At 67.4% G+C, this 22163-nt stretch carries 14 protein-coding genes and 1 pseudogene; 5 read left to right on the forward strand and 10 right to left on the reverse strand.

The genetic code is table 11. From position 1 onward, the window contains the following. Positions 1-43: 43 nt before the first annotated feature. On the reverse strand, positions 44-1306 hold the full coding sequence (gene hisS / locus SHTP_RS15720) for a histidine--tRNA ligase (RefSeq protein WP_096371092.1): 1263 nt from the start codon (positions 1304-1306) through the stop codon (positions 44-46). Beyond that, positions 1303-1977: an MBL fold metallo-hydrolase gene (locus SHTP_RS15725; RefSeq protein WP_096371093.1), complete on the reverse strand. Its 675-nt coding sequence runs from the start codon at positions 1975-1977 to the stop codon at positions 1303-1305. Before SHTP_RS15725 ends, hisS begins: the two co-directional genes overlap by 4 nt. A gap of 164 nt (positions 1978-2141) precedes the next feature. Between SHTP_RS15725 and SHTP_RS15730 the strand changes: the two genes are divergently transcribed. Then, positions 2142-3029: a peptidylprolyl isomerase gene (locus SHTP_RS15730; protein ID WP_096371094.1), complete on the forward strand. Its 888-nt coding sequence runs from the start codon at positions 2142-2144 to the stop codon at positions 3027-3029. Between the two features lie 56 nt (positions 3030-3085). On the opposite strand, the gene SHTP_RS15735 is transcribed toward SHTP_RS15730, so the two are convergent. The 6 genes from SHTP_RS15735 to yajC all read right to left on the reverse strand — a co-directional run bounded on the left by SHTP_RS15735 (position 3086) and on the right by yajC (position 11440). Continuing rightward, positions 3086-5458, reverse strand: coding sequence for a RelA/SpoT family protein (locus SHTP_RS15735; RefSeq protein WP_096371095.1), 2373 nt, complete (start codon positions 5456-5458; stop codon positions 3086-3088). Between the two features lie 67 nt (positions 5459-5525). Further along, positions 5526-6095 (reverse strand): adenine phosphoribosyltransferase, encoded by a 570-nt coding sequence (locus SHTP_RS15740; RefSeq protein ID WP_015355866.1) that lies wholly within the window; start codon positions 6093-6095, stop codon positions 5526-5528. Next, positions 6077-7789, reverse strand: coding sequence for an ABC transporter family substrate-binding protein (locus SHTP_RS15745; RefSeq protein WP_231991489.1), 1713 nt, complete (start codon positions 7787-7789; stop codon positions 6077-6079). Before SHTP_RS15745 ends, SHTP_RS15740 begins: the two co-directional genes overlap by 19 nt. Positions 7790-7794: 5 nt before the next feature. Then, positions 7795-9135: a protein translocase subunit SecF gene (secF, locus tag SHTP_RS15750; RefSeq protein WP_096371096.1), complete on the reverse strand. Its 1341-nt coding sequence runs from the start codon at positions 9133-9135 to the stop codon at positions 7795-7797. A gap of 4 nt (positions 9136-9139) precedes the next feature. Continuing rightward, positions 9140-10987, reverse strand: coding sequence for a protein translocase subunit SecD (secD, locus tag SHTP_RS15755; RefSeq protein WP_096371097.1), 1848 nt, complete (start codon positions 10985-10987; stop codon positions 9140-9142). 111 nt (positions 10988-11098) lie between these two features. Further along, a complete protein-coding gene (gene yajC / locus SHTP_RS15760) occupies positions 11099-11440 on the reverse strand; it encodes a preprotein translocase subunit YajC (RefSeq protein ID WP_011739829.1) in 342 nt (113 codons plus the stop codon). A gap of 229 nt (positions 11441-11669) precedes the next feature. Here yajC and gabT point away from each other — a divergent pair, with 229 nt between their 5' ends. The 3 genes and pseudogenes from gabT (at position 11670) to SHTP_RS29835 (ending at position 18945) form a co-directional block, all read left to right on the forward strand. Continuing rightward, complete coding sequence (gene gabT, locus SHTP_RS15765) at positions 11670-13010, forward strand: 4-aminobutyrate--2-oxoglutarate transaminase (protein WP_096371098.1); 1341 nt, start codon at positions 11670-11672, stop codon at positions 13008-13010. Positions 13011-13190: 180 nt separating this feature from the next. After that, positions 13191-16715: a carboxylic acid reductase gene (gene car, locus SHTP_RS15770; protein ID WP_096371099.1), complete on the forward strand. Its 3525-nt coding sequence runs from the start codon at positions 13191-13193 to the stop codon at positions 16713-16715. 153 nt (positions 16716-16868) lie between these two features. Beyond that, positions 16869-18945: pseudogene (locus SHTP_RS29835) on the forward strand (PE family protein). Positions 18946-18982: 37 nt separating this feature from the next. On the opposite strand, the gene SHTP_RS15780 reads toward SHTP_RS29835, so the two are convergent. After that, positions 18983-19675, reverse strand: a complete 693-nt coding sequence (locus SHTP_RS15780; protein WP_096371100.1) for a hypothetical protein — start codon at positions 19673-19675, stop codon at positions 18983-18985. 89 nt (positions 19676-19764) lie between these two features. Then, the gene (locus SHTP_RS15785) at positions 19765-20151 is read right to left on the reverse strand and encodes a DUF1304 domain-containing protein (protein ID WP_041300342.1); all 387 of its coding nucleotides are present in this window, start codon (positions 20149-20151) and stop codon (positions 19765-19767) included. 194 nt (positions 20152-20345) lie between these two features. Here SHTP_RS15785 and SHTP_RS15790 point away from each other — a divergent pair, with 194 nt between their 5' ends. Continuing rightward, complete coding sequence (locus SHTP_RS15790; RefSeq protein ID WP_096372509.1) at positions 20346-22007, forward strand: PE family protein; 1662 nt, start codon at positions 20346-20348, stop codon at positions 22005-22007. Positions 22008-22163: the final 156 nt, after the last annotated feature.

Raw genomic sequence — 22163 nt, forward strand, 5'->3', positions numbered from 1 at the left:
GTACGACACGAACGGCGATCGCCCCGACGGGGGCGCGGCCGGGCTAGCCTCCGAGCTTGGAAATCACGTCGTCGACAACCGAATCCGTCGACACCGATACCTGCTCGCCGGTACCGAGGTCCTTCACCCCGACCGTGCCCGCCTCGATGTCGCGATCCCCGGCGACCAGCGCAACGCGCGCACCGGAGCGGTCAGCCGCACGCATCGCGCCCTTGAGCCCACGGTCACCGTAGGCGAGGTCGACGCGAACACCCGAGGCCCGGAGCTGCCCGGCCAGCACCGCCAGCGTCAGCTTCGCCTGCTCGCTCAATGACACCCCGAACACGTCGCAGCGGGCGCTCTCCCCCACGCTCTTGCCTTCGGCGCGCAACGCCAGCATCGTCCGATCGACACCCAGCCCGAACCCGATGCCCGACAGGTCCTGCCCGCCCAACTGCTTCATCAGGCCGTCGTAGCGGCCCCCGCCACCGATGCCGGACTGTGCGCCCAACCCGTCGTGCACGAATTCGAAGGTGGTCTTGGTGTAGTAGTCGAGCCCGCGCACCATGCGCGGGTTGATGACATAGGGCACCCTGAGCGCGTCCAGATGCGCCAGCACCGTGTCAAAGTGCTGCTTGGCGACATCGGAGAGGTGGTCGAGCAGCACCGGGGCCTCGGCGGTCATCGCCCGCACCTCCGGGCGCTTGTCGTCGAGCACCCGCAATGGGTTGAGTGCAGCGCGCCGGCGGGTCTCATCGTCGAGGTCCAAACCGAACAGAAACTCCTGCAACAGTTCTCGGTACTGCGGCCGACAGGTCTCATCACCGAGCGAAGTGATTTCCAACCGGAACCCGTCCAGCCCCAGCGAACGGAAGCCCGCGTCGGCGATGGCGATCACCTCGGCGTCCAGCGCCGGATCGTCCACCCCGATCGCCTCCACGCCAACCTGCTGCAACTGGCGATACCGGCCGGCCTGCGGACGCTCGTAGCGGAAGAACGGACCCGCGTAACACAGCTTGACCGGCAGCGCCCCACGGTCCAGGCCGTGTTCGATCACCGCCCGCACCACCCCAGCGGTGCCCTCGGGCCGCAGCGTCACCGAACGGTCACCACGGTCGGCAAACGTGTACATCTCTTTGGACACCACGTCGGTTGATTCACCCACGCCACGGGCAAACAGCGCGGTGTCCTCGAAGATCGGCAGTTCGATGTGGCCGTAGCCGGCCCGGCGGGCGGCCGTCGCCAGGCCGTCGCGCACCGCCACAAACTGCGCCGAGTCCGGTGGCACGTAGTCCGGCACGCCTTTGGGAGCACAGAATTCCGTCACGTGCTCAACCCTTCCAGGAACGGGTTGAAGCGCCGTTCGGCGCCGATGCTGGTGGAGTTGCCGTGCCCGGGAAGCACCACGGTCTTGTCGTCGAGCACCAGCAGCTTGTCGACGATCGAACGCAGCAGGTCACGGCCGCTGCCTCCGAACAGATCGGAGCGGCCGATGGAGCGCTCGAACAGCGTGTCGCCGGTGAATACGACGTCGCGGTCATCTTTGGCCGCCTGCGGCACCCGAAAGCACACCGATCCGCGGGTGTGCCCGGGTGTGTGATCCACGTTGACGCAGATGTTGCCGAGGTCGATCTTGTCGCCGTCGCGGTCCAGTTCGACGACCTGTTTGGGCTCACGGAGGAAGGCACCGGCGAACAGCTGTGCCACCCGCGGCCCCAGGCCGTAGATGGGGTCTTTGAGCATGAATCGGTCCTCGGGATGGATGTAGGTCGGACAGCCGAACGTATCCGAGACCTTCTGAGCGGACCACATGTGGTCGATGTGCCCGTGGGTGATCAACACCGCGGCCGGAGTCAGCCGGTTCTTGTCCAGAATGCGACGCAGTTGGCCCATCGCACGCTGGCCGGGGTCGACGATGATAGCGTCCGTTCCAGGCCGCTCGGCCAGCACGTAACAATTGCACTGCAACACGCCGGCGGGAAATCCGGTGATCAACACGATTCCCAGTTTCCCATTCCCGCGGACCGGCGACGATATGGGCCAACACCGTGGGGTGCTTGACAAGGGTTTCGGCGCTGACATTAGCCTGGGCTGGCCACTCGGCCCGATTCACCGGACAAGCAGGGAGGACATTCACCGGACAAGCAGGGAGGACATCGGCCGTGCCGACCAACCAGCAGCGACGTGCCACAGCCAAGCGCAAACTAGAGCGGCAGCTGGAGCGCCGCGCCAAGCAGGCCAAGCGCCGGCGGATCCTGATGATCGTGGGTAGCGCAGTGGCCGCGGTCGCCGTGATCGCCGCCGTAGTGGTCGTTGTGGTGATCAACAAGGGCGATCACAAGACCACCGCCTCCGCGAGCCCCAGCAGTTCCGAGCCGACCAGCTCCGCCGCTGCACCCGCCGACGACTCGGTACCGCCGCTGCCGGCGTTCAAGCCTTCGGCCAACCTCGGTGCCAACTGCCAATACCCGGCATCCCCGGACAAGGCCGCCAAGCCGGCCAAGCCGCCGCGGTCGGGCAAGGTGCCGACCGAACCGGCCCAGGTGAGCGCGAGCATGATGACCAGCCAAGGAAAGGTCGGCCTCATGCTGGCCAACAACGAATCACCTTGCACGGTAAACAGTTTCGCCAGCCTGGCGCAGCAGGGCTTCTTCAAGGACACCAAGTGCCATCGGCTGACCACCTCGCCGACGCTGTCGGTGCTGCAGTGCGGCGACCCGAAGGGCGACGGAACGGGCGGTCCGGGTTACCAATTCGCCAACGAGTACCCCACCGACCAGTACCCGCCCAACGACCCGGCACTGCGCCAGCCGGTGATCTATCCGCGCGGCACCCTGGCCATGGCCAATGCCGGCCCGGATACCAACAGCAGCCAGTTCTTCATGGTCTATCGCGACTCGCAGCTACCGCCGCAGTACACCGTGTTCGGCACCATCCAAGCCGACGGGCTGGAAACGCTGGACAAGATCGCCAAGGCCGGTCTCGCCGGTGGCGGCGAGGACGGACCGCCAGCACTTGATGTGACCATCAAGTCGGTGTTCCTCGACTAGCCGGAAAGCGCCGTGAACGGCCTCGGTAGCCGCCGCTAGGCGGCTCCAGGCCGTCTCTAGGCGGCCGAAGTCACCCGGTAGACGTCGTACACGCCCTCCACGTTGCGCACGACGTTGAGTAGATGCCCCAGGTGCTTGGGGTCGCCCATTTCGAAGGTGAACCGGCTGATCGCCACCCGGTCACCCGAGGTGGTCACCGACGCCGACAGGATGTTGACCTTCTCGTCGGCCAGCACTCGGGTCACATCCGACAGCAACCGGTGCCGGTCCAGTGCCTCCACCTGAATGGCGACCAGGAACACCGACGACGGCGACGGCGCCCAATGCACCTCGATAATGCGCTCGGACTGCTGTTTGAGCGACTCCGCGTTGGTGCAGTCGGTGCGATGCACGCTGACTCCGCCACCGCGGGTCACAAAACCCATGATGTTGTCGCCGGGAACCGGTGTGCAGCACTTAGCCAGCTTGGTCATTACGCCCGGGGCACCGGGCACCGAGACCCCGACATCGTCGGAGCTGCGCGGACGGCGCGGGATGGTGGTCGGCGTGGCCCGCTCGGCGAGCTCCTCCTCGGCCTGGTCGATGCCGCCAAGCTCGGCCAGCAGCCGTTGCATGGCATGGCGGGCAGACACGTGCCCCTCGCCAATGGCGGTGTAGAGCGCCGACACATCGGTGTAGTGCAGCTCACGGGCAACCGCCCCCATGGACTCGCCATTGACCAAGCGCTGCAACGGAAGCCCACCGCGGCGCACTTCGCGCGCAATCGCCTCCTTACCCACCTCCAGCGCCTCCTCACGCCGCTCTTTGGCGAACCACTGCCGGATCTTGGTCTCGGCGCGTGGCGAGACGACGAACTGCTGCCAGTCCCGCGATGGCCCGGCATTGGGCGCCTTGGAGGTGAAAACCTCTACCACTTCGCCGTTTTCCAGCTGGCGTTCCAGTGCCACCAGCCGCCCGTTGACCCTGGCGCCGATGCAGCGGTGGCCAACCTCGGTGTGCACCGCATAGGCGAAGTCCACCGGTGTCGATCCGGTGGGCAAGGTGATGACATCACCCTTGGGTGTGAACACAAAAATCTCTTGTACGGCAAGGTCGTAACGCAACGACTCCAGGAACTCGCCCGGGTCGGCGGCCTCCCGCTGCCAGTCAAGCAGTTGACGCATCCACGCCATGTCGTCGATCTCGGATGCCGCATGTGGATGGGGAACACCGTTGCGGCCCTTGGCCTCTTTGTAGCGCCAGTGCGCGGCGATGCCGTATTCGGCGGTGCGGTGCATGTCGCGGGTGCGGATCTGCACCTCCAGCGGCTTGCCCTCCGGGCCGACCACGGTGGTGTGCAACGACTGGTACACACCGTATCTGGGCTGGGCGATGTAGTCCTTGAACCGCCCCGCCATCGGCTGCCACAGCGAATGCACCACGCCCACAGCGGCATAGCAGTCCCGGATCTCGTCGCACAGGATGCGGATGCCGACCAGGTCGTGGATGTCGTCGAAGTCGCGGCCCTTGACGATCATCTTCTGGTAGATCGACCAATAGTGCTTGGGGCGCCCCTCCACGGTGGCCTTGATCTTCGATGCACTCAGCGTGGCGATGATCTCGGCACGGACCTTGGCCAGGTAGGTGTCGCGCGACGGCGCTCGGCCGGCCACCAGGCGCACGATCTCGTCATACTTCTTGGGATGCAGGATGGCGAACGACAGGTCTTCGAGCTCCCACTTGACGCTGGCCATCCCCAGTCGATGCGCCAGGGGGGCAATGACTTCCAATGTCTCGCGGGCCTTGCGTGCCTGCTTCTCCGGGGGCAGAAAGCGCATGGTGCGCATGTTGTGCAACCGGTCGGCCACCTTGATCACCAGCACCCGCGGATCGCGAGCCATGGCGGTGATCATTTTGCGGATGGTCTCGCCTTCGGCGGCGCTACCGAGCACGACCCGGTCCAGCTTGGTCACCCCGTCGACAAGATGGCCCACCTCCTCGCCGAACTCTTCGGAAAGCGCCTCGAGGGTGTATCCGGTGTCTTCGACGGTGTCGTGCAGCAGCGCCGCCACCAGGGTGGTGCTGTCCATGCCCAACTCGGCCAGGATGTTGGCAACCGCCAGCGGGTGGGTGATGTAAGGATCACCGGAATGCCGGAACTGGCCGGCGTGGCGCTGGTCGGCGACCTCGTAAGCCCGCTGCAGCAGCGAAAGGTCGGCCTTGGGGTACACCTCGCGGTGCACCGCCACCAATGGCTCCAGAACCGGGTTGATGGCGCTGCGCTGAGCGGTTATCCGGCGGGCCAGCCGGGCACGCACCCGACGGGAGGCGCTGCTGGTTGTCTTGAGGGTCTCAGCCGGCGCCGCCTCGGGCGCCTCTACCACCGGTGGCGACTCGACGGACGGCACGACTGCCTGCGTCGTGCTTTGGTCATCGGCAACCGTCGTCACCTCCGACCTAGAGGATATCTCCAAAGTTGGACTTGCCCCGCTCGTTCTCGGCCGCTGCCGGCGCAGACTAGGCCCGGCTCAGACTGTGCACCCGCAACGGCGCGATCGCCTCGCGACCGCGCAGCGCCGTCAGTTCGACCACCACCGCCGCCCCGGTCACCCTGGCGCCAGTGCGCTCCAGCAAGCGCGTTGCCGCCCCGAGGGTCCCACCCGTGGCCAACACATCATCGATGATCATCACGCTGCGGCCCCGCAGCTCGAGGCTGTCGGCGGGAATCTCCATGCTGGCAGCGCCATATTCCCTGTCGTATTCCTCGGTGAGCACCGGCGGTGGCAGCTTGCCGCTCTTGCGAATGGACAGCACGCCGGTGCCCAGGCGTGCGGCCAGGGCCGCGGCAACCAGCGACCCACGCGACTCGATACCGGCCACCAGGTCGGTGCCGGCCGCAATGTCGGCCAGCGCGTCGATCACCGCAGCCATCGCCTCACGGTCGGCAAACAGCGGAGTCAGATCCTTGAACTGAATGCCAGGCTTGGGGAAATCTGCCACGTCCCTGGTAAGCGACGAGATCAGATCCGCGACGGGGGCGCTACCCCGCCCAGTTACCACTAAATCTGTCACTGCATCAACGCCCATCGGTCCATGTTCCAGCCTGCCCCCCAGCGAGTCGGATTCCTGCTCACGGCATACATCTTTTTTGACATCAGCAACATGCGCTCCTGCCGATACAACGGCAACGTTGGCATCTCATCCCAGAGTACCGGCGCCCCCTCGGCGAGCAACCTGACACGCTCTGCCGGATCAGCGGACACCGCAAGTGCACTGATGATGCCGTCAATTTGCGGATTTGCGTAGCCCGACAGGTTGTTTCCGTTACCGCTGTGCAGGTCATATGCATCCATCGACGACGAACCCGTGGACCCGCTACCGGAGGCCCCACCGGTACTGGCCAGCAAAACATCGATCTTGCCGTCCCGAAGCGCCCTGGGCCCCGCTGTGTCCAGCGTCACATCAGAAACCGAGATGCCGGCCGGCCCGCACGATTTGGCGATGGCGCCGATGATGGCCGCCAGCCGTGCATTGGGCCCGTGGTAGCCGATGCGCAGGGTCAGCGGCACACCGCCGAGCGCATCGCGTGCGGCGCCCGGATCACCCTTGGTGAACTTGCCCCCCTCCGCGGTGCCGTCGGCCCCGGCGATGGCGTCCTCGGTGGCCGGATTGAGCCGCGAGTTGGCGATCGGAACTCCGGCGTCGCGCGAAATCGCGTCCCGTGGCGTACACAACGCGACGGCGCGACGATTCCGAACATCGGCCAGCGGCCCCTTCGGCGAGAAGATCAGCTGTTGGATTCCCTCCGATGGCGAATCCGTGCGCTGGTAATTGTCGGGGGTGGTCAAGGTCCCCGAGGACCCGGCCGCGACGTCGACGACGTCGACGTCACGATTGTTGACCCGGTCTTGGATGTCGGCCCCCTGCGGCCGGACGATGACCCGCTTGGTGATCGCCTTGGCGCCCCACCAACGGTCGTTGGCGACGAGCACCACGCCACCATCGTCGAGAATCGACTCGATCTTGTACGGCCCCGAAGACGGGAAGTGTTTGAGATCCACACCCCGCTTGAGATCCCAGGTGGTATTCCACAGTCGCGCGATCTGCTCCACCTGGGGAGCCTTGTTGTCCAGCAGCGCCGCGGTGACGTCGATGCCAAGCTCATCGGCCAGGACGTGCGACGGCATCAATGATGTCGCGGTGAACAGCTGGGCGTAGTCGACGACCGCGCGATCCGGAATGAAGGACACTCGGGCCTTCTTCTGCCCGGGCGTGCATTCGATGTTGGCGATGTCGACGTAACCGGCCTGCGTTGCGGCATCGAAACCCGCGTAACGCCCGGATTCTGCGGCCCAGGCCAGCACCAGGTCGTCACAAGTCACCTGCTTGCCATCGGAATAGACGGCATCGTCGGCGATTTGATAATCGAGCACCAAGGGCGCGCCGCCCACTACCGAGATCGTTCCGAAGTCGTGGTCGGCCACCACCTGGCCGTCGGGTCCGTGGTACCCGAACCCCGTCAGCACTCGGGCAAATGCCTGCGCTCCGGCGGATGCGGCTCCGGTGACGGTGTTGGTGTTGTAGGTGGGCAGCGGACCATCAACCACATAGTCGATCTGCCCCGCCGCACTACCCGAGCACGCGCTCAGCGAGGATGCCGCAGCCAGCGCGGCGACGCCGACAGCGGCGATCTTGTGCCCATTGCCCCCGAAACCGCGCCGCAGGACGTTGCGCAATCCCGACCACCGGCTGAAGTTGCGTTCACGACGACAGCTGGCCATCGCGACTACCGACGGCCGGCGTTGCGCTTGCCGGTCGGACGTTTGGTAGCGGTGGGGCGCACCGGGCGCGCACCTGGCGCCGGCTTGTTCGATGCGGCCGGCTTCGCGTCAGCCTTCTCATTCGGGCGCGCAGTCTCTGTCGATGTCTCGGCGGCGGTGGTCTCGGTGAGCTCCTGCCCCGACTCGGCATCGGCTTCGGCGCGCTCGCCGGCCGCACGCGAAGCCGGAGTGCGACGCTTGATCACCTTGCGGGTGTGGGACCGCACCAGCTCGGTGCGCTCACGCAGGGTCACCAGCAACGGAGTGGCGAAGAAGATCGATGAGTAGGTGCCCACAATGATGCCGATCAACTGCACCAGCGCCAGGTCCTTCAACGTCCCGACGCCCAGCAGCCAGACCGCCACCACCATCAGTGACAGCACCGGCAATACGGAGATCAGGCTGGTATTGATCGAGCGCATGAATGTCTGGTTCACCGCCAGGTTGGCCCGCTCGGCGAAGGTGCGCCGAGTGGTGTGCTGAAAGCCGTGCGTGTTTTCTTCGACCTTGTCGAACACGATCACGGTGTCATAGAGCGAGAACCCGAGGATTGTCAGCAGTCCGATGACGGTGGCTGGGGTGACTTCGAAGCCCACCAGGGAGTACACCCCTGCGGTAACGGTCAGGTCGAAAATCATCGCCGCGATCGCCGAGATCGTCATGTACCGCTCATAGCGCACGGTGATGTAGATGGCGACCAGCACCAGGAACACCACCAGGGCGATCACCGCCTTCTTGGTGATCTGCCCACCCCAGGTCTCCGATACCGCGGCGTCGCTGATGGCTTTCTTGCTGGGCTTGCCGTCGGCCCCCTTGGGGTGGAACGCGTCGAACAGGGCGTCGCGCAGCTTTTCCGTCTGTTCGTTGGACAGCGTCTCGGATCGGATCTGCACGGTCGCCGAAGCGCCGCTACCCACGGTGACGACCGATTCGGGATCGCTGCCCACGACGTTGTGGAAAACCTCTTCGACCTGAGTGACCTGGCTGTCGCCTCGCGGGAACGACACCGTGGTGCCGCCCTTGAAATCGATCCCGAACGTGAAGCCGCGCACGATGATGCTCAGGATCGCGATCGCCATGATCGCCCCGCTGATGCCGTACCAGAGCTTGCGCCGTCCCACCACCTCGAAGGCCCCGGTACCGGTGTAGAGCCGGGAGAGCAGGTTGTGGTGCGGCAGCCCAGTGGCCTTCTCGCTGCCCGAGCCGCTCAGTTCGGCCGAGCCCTCGGAGGCTTCGGTGAGTTCGACCGCCGAAGCGCCCTTCTTGTCGTTTTTGGCTGTGGTTTCGGCCTTGGTCTCCGACGCCATGGCGTTATCCCCGTCCCGTCTTCGCGATGCCCGATCGAGTCCTCGAGTCGGAGGCACGCCGTTCGCGAGCAACCTGCTGAACCGCACCCAAGCCGTTGTAAGCCGGCTTCGCCAACCGTGGCGACTTAGAGGCCAAGTAGACCAGCGGCCAGGTCACCAGGAAGACCACGACGATGTCCAGAATCGTGGTAAGGCCCAGCGTGAATGCGAAACCCTTCACCTGCCCGATTGCCAGGAAGTACAGCACCGCGGCGGCCAGGAAGGTGACCGCGTTACCCGACACGATCGTCTTGCGGGCGCGCGCCCAACCTCGTGGCACCGCCGAGCGGAACGAACGACCCTCACGGATCTCGTCCTTGATTCGTTCGAAGAACACCACGAACGAGTCGGCGGTGGTGCCGATACCGATGATCAGACCCGCGATACCCGCCAGGTCAAGGGTGTAGTTGATATAGCGACCCAACAACACCAGGATCGCGAAAACCATTGCACCAGAGGCGATTAGCGATAGCGCCGTGAGCAACCCGAGCACCCGGTAATACAGCAGGGAGTAGAGCAGCACCAACGCCAGGCCGATCGCGCCCGCGATCAGGCCCGCTCGCAGCGACGTCAAACCCAGTGTCGCCGAAACCGTTTGTGCCTCAGACGACTCGAAAGACAGCGGCAGCGAACCATATTTCAGGACGTTGGCCAGCTGGCGTGCGGTCGATGCGCTAAATGGTGGCTCTCCCCCACTGATCTGGGTCCGGCCGCCGGGTATCGCCTCCAGAATCTGCGGTGCGCTCACGACCTGCGAGTCCAAGGTGAAGGCGGTCTGAGTACCGATGTGAGCGGCCGTGTAGTCAGCCCAGGTGTTGGCCGCCTGGCTCTTGAACTGCAGATCCACCACGTAGCCGATGCTGCGCTGATCCATTCCGGAGGTGGCGTTTTGAATCTGATCGCCGCTAATGATCGACGGCGCCAGCAGGTAGGCGGTCTTGTGGTCGGTGGAGCAGGTCACCAGGGGCAACTTCGGGTCATCGTTGCCGGCCAGGATGTCGTCCTTGCCGCACTGGGTGGCCTCGAATTGCAGAGCGACCATCTGGATGTACTGGTTGGTGCTCTGCCGCCACTTCTTCTCCTGCGCAATCCGCTCAGCGAGATCCTTGCGCGGATCCGGCAGCGCGGGCTCTTCGCCCGGCGGCAAGTCCGCCGGCTGCTGGGCCCCGGCGGCGGGTGGCGCGGGGCCGCCCGTCGGGGCCGGGCTGAGAGCGGGAGCCGGCGACGGCGGTGGGTCCTGCGGATAGGGCCGCGGCTGCGCCCCCGGGCGGCCCGGAGTTCCCGATTGCGGGGCAGCCGGGGCGCCGGATTGCGGCGAAGCGGGAGCACCGGATTCGGGCGGTTGCCCCGCATTCGGCGCCGGTCCGCCTGGGGCGGGCGCAGTGCCGCCCGGCTGCTGCGGTTCCTGCTGCGGTTCTTGGGCAGCGGGCTGGGCAGGCATCGAGTTCATCACCGGCCGGATGTACAGCCGTGCGGTCTGCCCGAGGTTGCGAGCTTCGTTGCCGTCGTTTCCGGGAACCGTAATGACCAGGTTGTCCCCGTCCACAACGACCTCGGAGCCAGACACACCGAGCCCGTTGACCCGGGCGCTGATGATCTGCTGGGCCTGGGCCAGCGCCTCGCGGCTGGGGGCCGAGCCGTCCGGGGTCCGCGCGGTCAGCGTGACCCGGGTGCCGCCCTGCAGGTCAATACCCAGTTTGGGGGCCGCCTCCTTGTCCCCGGTGAGGAAAACCAGCAGGTAGACGCCGATCAACAGGACCAGAAACACCGACAGGTAGCGGGCAGGATGCACCGGCGCAGAAGACGACGCCACGTTCCGTTTATCTCCTTGAAATTCCGTTCTTACCCCCGACAGAGCCTACGTGGCGCTGCGGGGCGCGTGCGTCACGCACGCGGCTTGCCATGTTCGGACCCCGAACCCCGATCACAGCTCCTTGGCTGTGTGGCTTTCAGAGATTTCCGAGATTTCTGGGCTTTCTGCATCGAGGTCGCCGTCGGAGTCGTCATCGGGCAGGATCCGGTCGCGTACGGCCAGCTTCATCCAGGTCGTGACCACACCGGGGGCGATCTCGAGGTCGACGGTGTCCTCGGTGATGCCGACGACGGTGGCCTGTAGGCCAGAAGTAGTGTGCACCCGGTCGCCAGGCTCGAGCGACTCGTGCAGGTCAATGGTGGCCTGCATGGCCTTGCGCTGCCGTCGCGAGGCGAAGTACATGAAGCCGCCCATGATGAGCAGGAACGGCAAAAATAGGACGAAACTCTCCATCAACACGCCTGTCTTTCGAATCGGCATTCCCTCGGCATTCGAGGACGGCGCCGAGCGTGACACCGGGCTCGCGCGCCTCGTAACGGTCCAGTCTGCCATTCCCGCAGGTCGTACCCCGACGGGCACCCGCCCCATTGCCGTCCCGCCCCACAGGGATCGCCGGGCTGGGGTGAGCAGATACGCTTTTACCCGCGACGCGACCCCCGCGCCGCGCGAGAGGAGAACACCCGTGGCCAGCCTCGATCAAAGTCGTCTCTTGGTCACCGAAATCCCCGGCCCCGCGTCGTTGGAGCTCAACAAGCGCCGGGCCGCGGCGGTGTCGGGTGGCGTCGGGGTCACCCCGCCGGTGTTCGTGGTTCGCGCGGGTGGCGGAATCGTGGAGGACGCCGACGGCAACCGGCTGATCGACCTCGGCTCCGGCATCGCCGTCACGACTATCGGCAATTCGGCGCCCCGCGTGGTGGACGCGGTACGGCACCAGGTGGAGCAGTTCACCCACACCTGCTTCATGGTGACCCCCTACGAGCATTACGTGGCCGTCGCCGAACAGCTCAATCGGATCACCCCGGGCTCCGGCGAGAAGCGGACGGTGCTGTTCAACTCCGGCGCCGAGGCGGTGGAGAACTCCATCAAGGTCGCCCGCGCGCACACCCGTAAGCAGGCCGTGGTCGCGTTCGACTACGCCTACCACGGCCGCACCAACCTGACGATGGCGCTGACCGCCAAGTCCATGCCGTACAAGAGCGGCTTCGACCCCTTTGCGCCGGAGATCTACCGCGCACCGGTGTCCTACCCCTACCGGGACAACCTGCTCGACAAAGACATCGCCACCGACGGTGAGCTTGCCGCCGAACGCGCCATCAACCTCATCGACAAGCAGATCGGCGCCGCCAACCTGGCCGCGGTCATCATCGAACCGATCGCGGGCGAGGGCGGCTTCATCGTTCCGGCCGACGGTTTCCTGCCCGCGCTGCAGCGGTGGTGCCGCGACAACGACGTGGTGTTCATCGCCGACGAGGTGCAGACCGGATTTGCCCGCACCGGCGCCATGTTCGCGTGCGACCACGAGAACGTCGAGCCCGACCTGATCGTCACCGCCAAAGGCATCGCCGACGGATTCCCCTTGTCGGCGGTCACCGGCCGGGCCGAGATCATGGACGCCCCGCACACCAGCGGCTTGGGCGGCACCTTCGGCGGCAACCCGGTCGCGTGTGCGGCGGCCCTGGCCACCATCGAAACGATCGAACGCGACGGCATGGTCGAACGGGCCCGCCAGATCGAACGACTGGTGATGGACCGACTGCTGCGCCTGCAAGCCGCCGATGACCGTCTCGGCGATGTGCGCGGCCGCGGCGCCATGATCGCCATGGAGCTGGTGAAATCGGGCACTGCCGAACCCGACGCTGCGCTCACCCAAAAGCTGGCCGCCGCCGCCCATGCTGCCGGCGTAATTGTCTTGACGTGCGGAATGTTCGGCAACGTGATCCGGCTGCTGCCACCACTGACGATCAGCGACGAGCTGCTGTCCGAAGGCCTCGACATCCTGTGCCAGATCCTGGCCGACCTCTAGCCGGCCCGTCCCCCATCCGTCGACACCCGGACTCGGCGGTGGGGTAGATCACACCCTTTGGCGACACTTGGCCCGGCCGAGGCATTGAGAAAGTTAGTTACTTTAGCTGACGTTCTAGTTGTCTAGCGCAACGTCGCGCGGTCAAATTCTCGATTTTCTGAGCTATTGCAAGGATCTGCCATGTCGCCAATCACGCGTGAAGAGCGGCTCGAGCGCCGCATCCAGGACCTCTACGCCAACGACTCGCAGTTCGCCGCCGCCAAACCCGCCACGGCGATCACCGCAGCAATCGAGCGGCCGGGTCTACCGCTACCCCAGATCATCGAGACCGTCATGACCGGATACGCCGATCGGCCGGCTCTCGCTCAGCGCTCGGTCGAATTCGTGACCGATGCCGGCACCGGCCACACCACGCTGCGACTGCTCCCCCACTTCGAAACCATCAGCTACGGCGAGCTTTGGGACCGCATCAGCGCACTGGCCGACGTGCTCAGCGCCGAACAGACGGTGAAACCGGGCGACCGGGTCTGCTTGTTGGGCTTCAACAGCGTCGACTACGCCACGATCGACATGACTTTGGCGCGGCTGGGCGCGGTGGCCGTACCACTGCAGACCAGCGCGGCGATAACCCAGCTGCAGCCGATCGTCGCCGAGACCCAGCCCACCATGATCGCGGCCAGCGTCGACGCACTCGCTGACGCCACCGAATTGGCTCTGTCCGGTCAGACCGCTACCCGAGTCCTAGTGTTCGACCACCACCGGCAGGTTGACGCACACCGCGCAGCGGTCGAATCCGCCCGGGAGCGCCTGGCTGGCTCGGCGGTCGTCGAAACCCTGGCCGAGGCCATCGCGCGCGGCGACGTGCCCCGCGGTGCGTCCGCCGGCTCGGCGCCCGGCACCGATGTGTCCGACGACTCGCTCGCGCTACTGATCTACACCTCGGGCAGCACCGGTGCGCCCAAGGGCGCGATGTACCCCCGACGCAACGTTGCGACCTTCTGGCGCAAGCGCACCTGGTTCGAAGGCGGCTACGAGCCGTCGATCACGCTGAACTTCATGCCAATGAGCCACGTCATGGGCCGCCAAATCCTGTACGGCACGCTGTGCAATGGCGGCACCGCCTACTTCGTGGCGAAAAGCGATCTCTCCACCTTGTTCGAAGACCTGGCGCTGGTGCGGCCCACCGAGCTGACCTTCGTGCCGCGCGTGTGGGACATGGTGTTCGACGAGTTTCAGAGTGAGGTCGACCGCCGCCTGGTCGACGGCGCCGACCGGGTCGCGCTCGAAGCCCAGGTCAAGGCCGAGATACGCAAGGACGTGCTCGGTGGACGGTATACCAGCGCACTGACCGGCTCCGCCCCGATCTCCGACGAGATGAAGGCGTGGGTCGAGGAGCTGCTCGACATGCATCTGGTCGAGGGCTACGGCTCCACCGAGGCCGGGATGATCCTGATCGACGGAGCCATTCGGCGCCCGGCGGTACTCGACTACAAGCTGGTCGATGTTCCCGACCTGGGTTACTTCCTGACCGACCGGCCACATCCGCGGGGCGAGTTGCTGGTCAAGACCGATAGTTTGTTCCCGGGCTACTACCAGCGAGCCGAAGTCACCGCCGACGTGTTCGATGCTGACGGCTTCTACCGGACCGGCGACATCATGGCCGAGGTCGGCCCCGAACAGTTCGTGTACCTCGACCGCCGCAACAACGTGTTGAAGCTGTCGCAGGGCGAGTTCGTCACCGTCTCCAAACTCGAAGCGGTGTTTGGCGACAGCCCACTGGTACGGCAGATCTACATCTACGGCAACAGCGCCCGCGCCTACCTGTTGGCGGTGATCGTCCCCACCCAGGAGGCGCTGGACGCCGTGCCTGTCGAGGAGCTCAAGGCACGGCTGGGCGACTCGCTGCAAGAGGTCGCAAAGGCCGCCGGCCTGCAGTCCTACGAGATCCCGCGCGACTTCATTATCGAAACAACACCATGGACGCTGGAGAACGGCCTGCTCACCGGCATCCGCAAGTTGGCCAGGCCGCAGCTGAAAAAGCATTACGGCGAGCTTCTCGAGCAGATCTACACGGACCTGGCACACGGCCAGGCCGACGAACTGCGCTCGCTGCGCCAAAGCGGTGCCGATGCGCCGGTGCTGGTGACGGTGTGCCGCGCGGCGGCCGCGCTGTTGGGCGGCAGCGCCTCTGACGTCCAGCCCGATGCGCACTTCACCGATTTGGGCGGCGACTCGCTGTCGGCGCTGTCGTTCACCAACCTGCTGCACGAGATCTTCGACATCGATGTGCCGGTGGGCGTCATCGTCAGCCCCGCCAACGACTTGCAGGCCCTGGCCGACTACGTCGAGGCGGCTCGCAAACCCGGCTCGTCACGGCCGACCTTCGCCTCGGTCCACGGCGCCTCGAATGAGCAGGTCACCGAGGTGCATGCCGGTGACCTGTCCCTGGACAAATTCATCGATGCCGCAACCCTGGCCGAAGCTCCCCGGCTGCCCGCCGCAAACACCCAAGTGCGCACCGTGCTGCTGACCGGCGCCACCGGCTTCCTCGGGCGCTACCTGGCCCTGGAATGGCTGGAGCGGATGGACCTGGTCGACGGCAAACTGATCTGCCTGGTCCGGGCCAAGTCCGACACCGAAGCACGGGCGCGGCTGGACAAGACGTTCGACAGCGGCGCCCCCGACCTGCTGGCCCACTACCGCGCACTGGCCGGCGACCACCTCGAGGTGCTCGCCGGTGACAAGGGCGAAGCCGACCTCGGACTGGACCGGCAGACCTGGCAACGCCTGGCCGACACGGTCGACCTGATCGTCGACCCCGCGGCCCTGGTCAACCACGTACTGCCATACAGCCAGCTGTTCGGGCCCAACGCGCTGGGCACCGCCGAGCTGCTGCGGCTGGCGCTCACCTCCAAGATCAAGCCCTACAGCTACACCTCGACAATCGGTGTCGCCGACCAGATCCCGCCGTCGGCGTTCACCGAGGACGCCGACATCCGGGTCATCAGCGCCACCCGCGCGGTCGACGACAGCTACGCCAATGGCTATTCGAACAGCAAGTGGGCCGGCGAGGTGCTGTTGCGCGAGGCGCATGTCCTGTGTGGCCTGCCGGTTGCGGTGTTCCGCTGCGACATGATCCTGGCCGACACCACATGGGCGGGACAGCTCAACGTGCCGGACATGTTCACCCGTATGATCCTGAGCCTGGCGGCCACCGGTATCGCGCCGGGTTCGTTCTATGAGCTTGCGGCCGACGGCGCCCGGCAACGCGCCCACTATGACGGTCTGCCCGTCGAGTTCATCGCCGAGGCGATTTCGACTTTGGGTGCGCAGAGCCAGGATGGGTTCCACACGTATCACGTGATGAACCCTTACGACGACGGCATCGGACTCGACGAGTTCGTCGACTGGCTCAACGAGTCCGGTTGCCCCATCCAGCGCATCGCTGACTATGGCGACTGGCTGCAGCGCTTCGAAACCGCACTGCGCGCACTGCCCGATCGGCAGCGGCACAGCTCACTGCTGCCGCTGTTGCACAACTATCGGCAGCCGGAGCGGCCCGTCCGCGGGTCGATCGCCCCTACCGATCGCTTCCGGGCAGCGGTGCAAGAGGCCAAGATCGGCCCCGACAAAGACATTCCGCACGTCGGCGCGCCGATCATCGTGAAGTACGTCAGCGACCTGCGCCTACTCGGCCTGCTCTGAGGACGGGGACAAGTCCAACGGCCCGAACCCATCGTGGAGCTGGGCGGTGTTTGCAAATTTTTTGCTAATAATGTGAATTTTCTATGCGCTACGCGTGAGGTGGGTGTCACATTCTTATAGGAGACTGACCGCCCTACCGCAGGAGCGCCAACGATGTCGTCTTTTGTAATCGCAACACCTGAGTTCTTGACCGCGGCAGCAAACGATTTGAGTGGGATCGGGGATGCCGTGCGGGCGGCTACCGGGGCAGCGGCGCCGTCGACCACGGCGATAGCCTCGCTGGCCGGCGACGAGGTATCAGCGGCTGTCACCCGAATGTTTGGCGCCTACGCGCAAGAATTTCAAACGCTCAGCGCGCGCATGGAGCAGTTCCATACCGACTTTGTGCGGGCACTACTTACCGGCGCAGGAGCCTATTCGGGGGCTGAGGCCGCCAACGCCTCGCCGCTGCAAACCCTGGAGCAGGACCTGCTGGCGGGCATCAACGCCCCCAGCCAAATGCTGACCGGGCGCCCGCTGATCGGCAACGGCGCCAATGGGGTGGACGGCACCGGGGCGGCCGGTGGGGACGGCGGGTGGCTGGTAGGCAACGGCGGCAACGGCGGGTCGGGCGCGCCCGGGCAGGCTGGTGGCGCGGGCGGATCAGCGGGCCTGTGGGGTGCCGGCGGGGCCGGCGGCGCCGGCGGCAGCGCGACCACTCCCGGCGGGGCTGGCGGAGCCGGCGGGACCGGCGGCGCCAACGGGCTCATCGGCGGCGGCAACGGCGGGGTCGGTGGCGCCGGTGGAGCGGGTGCGGCCGGTGGAGCCGGTGCGGTCGGCAGCACCGCAAGCGGGTGGGACTGGCGGTGACGGCGGGGCCGGTGGGGCCAATAGGCAACTGGTGTCGTTGTTCGGGGCCGGCGGGGCTGGCGGGGCCGACGGGGCCGGCGCGGACGGAGCCGCGGGAACGTTGGGCTCGGCCGGCGTGACCGGACAAATCGGTGGTTTCGGCGGGGCCGGCGGGACCGGCGGGGCCGGCGGGGCCGACCAGTCGCTGATCGGCGGGTCCAGTGGTGGCGGCGGGGCCGGCGGCCTGGGCGGGGCCGGCAGCCTAGGCGGCAACGGCGGCGACGCAACGGGCTTTGGCATGACCGGTGGCGACGGCGCAATGGGCGGCGCCGGCGGCGCCGCCGGCGCCGCGGGGGCCGCCGGCGCCGTGACCGTGCCAGTCAATTTCTTGGCGCATGCCGGCTCCGGCGGCGGCATCGGTACCGGCGGCAACGGCGGTCTCGGCGGCAACGGTGGGGCCGGCAGCATCGGCACCACCGGCACCGACGGCACCGCCCCGACCACGGGCGGCCCCGGTGGCGCCGGGGGCGCCGGGGGTGACGGAGGCGCTGGCGGCGCCGGTATCGGTGGGGTCGGCGGCGGGTCCGGTGGCAACGGCGGTCTCGGCGGCAACGGCGGCGCCGGCGGCCACGGCGGTATCAACACCGGCACCGGCGGCACCGCCAGCGCGAGCGGCGGTACCGGCGGCAATGGCGGGGCCGGCGGCAATGGCGGGGCGCCCGGCGCCGCCAACGCCATCGGCGGTCAGGGCGGCCAAGGCGATATTGGCGGAAATGGCGGAAATGGCGGCAACAACACCTCTGGCATCGATACCGCCGTCGGATATGCCGGCGGTGGCGGAGGAGGTGGCGCGGGCGGCCACGGCGGCAACGGCGGAGGCAACGGTGCCCTCGGCGGCCAAGGCGGCACCGGCGGCACCGGCGGCACCGCATCCAGTAGCAACACCGGCCCGACCCCCAGCGCCGGTACCGGCGGAGGCGGTACCGGCGGAGGCGGAGGCGGTGGCGGAGGAGGCGCGGGTGCCGCCGCCGGGACGGGTGCCGTCGGCGGGGGCGGCGGTGGAGGCGGCGCCGCCGGCGGCGCCGGTGGCACCGCCGGAAATGGAGGCGCGGGAGGCAACGCCATAGCGTTCGCCGGCAGCACCACCTTCAGCAGCGCCTTCGGCGGCTCCGGAGGCACCGGGGCTCCCGGGGGCACCGGCGGCGGGGGCGGCGGCGGTGCCCGGGCCTCCACCTTGAGCCTTGACGCTGGTAACGGCGCCGATGGAGTCAACGGCGGCACCGGAGGAACGGGCACCACCAGCGGCGGCTCGGGCGGCACGGGTGGGGGCGCGGGCGGCCAGGGCGGCAATTCCTTCCAATTTGTGCCCAGCGCCGCGGGCGGCGCCGGCCAGTCCGGTTAGTACCGGCGCCGGCCGGCGGCCAGGTCGCTCTACCCGGCTACACGCCGGCGCGGTGTCGGCGGAACGGGTGAAACGCCAGGCCGTGATGCTCGGTCTCGGCCTCGGCCTCGCTCTCCTCGGGTTCCTTCGGCGCTTCCTCTTCCGTTGCCTCGTCCTTTGACTTGGGATCCTTGGACTCGGGCTCGTCCTGCGGCTCCTCCTCGGCTGTCTGGTCCGCCTCGGGCGCGTAGGCCGCATAGGCCGGCGCGGGTACCGGTTGGACATCGCGCGCCAATCGCGCCACCAGCCTTGCCAAGACGGCACCGGCCAAGAACACGATCACCACACCCAGGCCCGAAAAGTACGAGACCTCGATGAGGGCGCGTTTGAAGTTCGTGGCCGCGACCGGGTCGCCAACGGAGCCGATCCTCAACAGTGGGGCGAGCGAAACTCCGACCACAAACCAGGCTCCGGCAAGACCGGCCAGCCAGCCACCGAACACCGCACTGGCGCGGTTTGTGGAAATGATCAATAGCAGACCAGCGACCACGGTCACGATGCCAGGCAACACCTCCAGCCAGCCGCGGGCGGCGGTCCACGCGTGGCCGGGGGTATAGCCCAAATCGAAGCTAGGCCCGACAAATGGGATCAGCGCTCCCCAGGCGCCCAGAACCACTAGAAGTATCCCGGTCACCGCGCCGCGCGAGCGTGGCATGCCCAACCGGGCGGGGCGATCTTCTATGTGCGTCATCGCAATCTCCTCTTCCGATACCTTTTCGGGTACCCGAAAGCTGAGGCGATGTAACGCCCGTCACAGGATCAAGGCAGCAGCGAATCGCCCTACGACGCGAGCCCGAGCCCGAGCAGGACCAGGCTGATCACCGGAAACAGGCCCTGCGTCACCGCGGCTCGCGCCTTGTCCGGCGCCGAGATCAACAACACGACCGCCGCCGCGGCCATCGATCCGACGCCGGCGAAGATGAGTGCGGCTCCGATCCCATTGTGGCCCATGGCCACACCAGCGATGCCCAATCCGCCGACAATCGCCAGAAACAGGTTGTAGAAGCCCTGATTGAAGGCCAGCAGCTTGGTGGTTTCAGCTTCCTCCGCCGTCGTGCCAAACGTCGCGCGGGTGCGCGGCGAGGTCCAGGTCAGCGACTCCATGGTGAAGATATAGACGTGCAGCAGTCCCGCCAGCGCGGCAAATATCAACCCGGCGATGATCATCATCACGGCCTTCCACTCGAACTACTCGAACGGCACCGGCTCGGTTCACCCGGCGGGTGGAGTCGGGTATGCGCGACCATACCGGCCCGGACCTGGCTCGAAACGCCAGGTTGGGAGCAGATCGGGAAACGGCGCCCCAAAAGCCCCACGCATTCCTAGTATGTGTAAGGCACATCACACAGGTGGAGGTTGAAATGTCGTTTGTGATCGCGGCCCCGGAGCTGGTGAGCGCGGCAGCCGAGAACGTGGCGAGTATCGGCACTTCGTTGGGCGCGGCCAACGCCGCCGTCGCGGCGTCGACCACCAGCGTGCTCTCGGCGGGCGCCGATGACGTGTCGCAGGCCATCGCCGCACTACTGAGTAGTCACGGCACGCAATATCAAGCGCTCAGCGCTCAGGCCGCGCAGTTCCACCAGGGCTTCATGCAGCTACTCAACTCTGCCGCCGGAGCCTACGCCGGCGTAGAAGCCGCCAACGTCTCCCCACTGCAGACCTTGGAATCCAACGTGGTGGGCGCACTGAACACACCCACCCAGGCGATCTTCGGACGGCCACTGATCGGCGACGGCGCCAACGGAACCGCGACGAGCCCCAACGGCGGTGCCGGCGGATTCTTGTACGGCAACGGCGGCAACGGCTACAGCTTCACCAGCGGGGGCACCCAGAGTGGCGGCACCGGCGGCTCGGCCGGACTGATCGGCAACGGCGGCAACGGCGGCAACGGCTTCCTCGGCGGGGCCGGCGGAGCCGCGGGCAGCGGCGGCTGGCTCGCCGGTAGCGGCGGCAACGGAGGTGCCGGGGGCTCGGTGACCGGCGTCGGCGAGGTCGGCGGCGCAGGCGGGGCTGGCGGCAGCGCTCCCTTGCTGGGCTGGGGCGGCAATGGCGGGGCTGGCGGTTACTCCACTCAGGGCGCCGGTGGGATGGGCGGCGCCGGCGGGGCCGGCGGCGCGCTCGCGGCCATCGGCGGGGCCGGCGGCGCCGGCGGGACCGGCGCTACTGCCGGAGGGGACGGCGGAGTCGGCGGCGAAGGATCCGGTCGTTTGTTTGGTCTAGGTGGCGCCGGCGGCGCCGGCGGAACCGGCACAACCTCCGGCGGTGTCGGCGGCGACGGCGGTGCGGGCGGCGGCCTGCTGTTCGGCCTGGGCGGCTCCGGTGGGGCCGGCGGCGCTGCCGCCGATGCCACCGGCATCGGCGGCACCGGCGGCACCGGTGGCGAGAGCGGCGTGATCATCGGCTACGCCCAGTCCGGGGCCGGCGGCATCGGTGGCTACGGCGGCGACATCGGTGGCACCGGCGGCGCCGGCGGCGACATCGGTGGCACCGGCGGCGCCGGCGGCGTGGCCGGTGTGCTCGTCGGCGCGGGTGTCGGAGGGTTCGGCGGCATGAGCGGCGCCGGCACAACCGGTGGCGCGGGCGGTGTCGGCGGCCAGGGCGTCACACTCACGGGACTGGGCGTCGGTGGCATCGGCGGCGTTGGCGGATTCGGCACTGCCACCGGCGGGGACGGCGGCGCGGGCGGCCAAGGCGCCGCGCTGTGGGGCGCGGGCTTCGGCGGCGATGGTGCTGTCGGTGGCAACAGTTTCGTCGGAGCAGGCGGCAACGGCGGTGACGGCGGCAACGGCGGCGGCCTGTTCAACATCGGGCGCGGCGGGGACGGCGGCAACGGCGGCAATGCCGGTGCCACCGGTGGCAACGGCGGCAACGGCGGCAACATCGGGGTAGTTGCCAACGGCACCTTCACCCAAACGCTTTTCGGTGACGGCGGCAACGGCGGCAACGGCGGCACCCCTGGCACCGGCGGCACCGGCGGCAGCGGCGGCATACTGATCGGCGCCGACGGGACGAACGGATCCTGATATCGGGCTGGCCGCGGCGCGCGGACACACGCGCCACCCCGCTGCGGCCACTCGTCACACCCATTTGGCGGACAAAAGCGCCGGTTGACCCAGGTCGGCCGGGGCGGCACAAAACCTGAGACAAATAGTCTCACCAAACGAAGGCAACCCCAACCA

This window comes from Mycobacterium ulcerans subsp. shinshuense (assembly GCF_002355775.1).
Taxonomy (GTDB): Bacteria; Actinomycetota; Actinomycetes; order Mycobacteriales; family Mycobacteriaceae; genus Mycobacterium; species Mycobacterium marinum.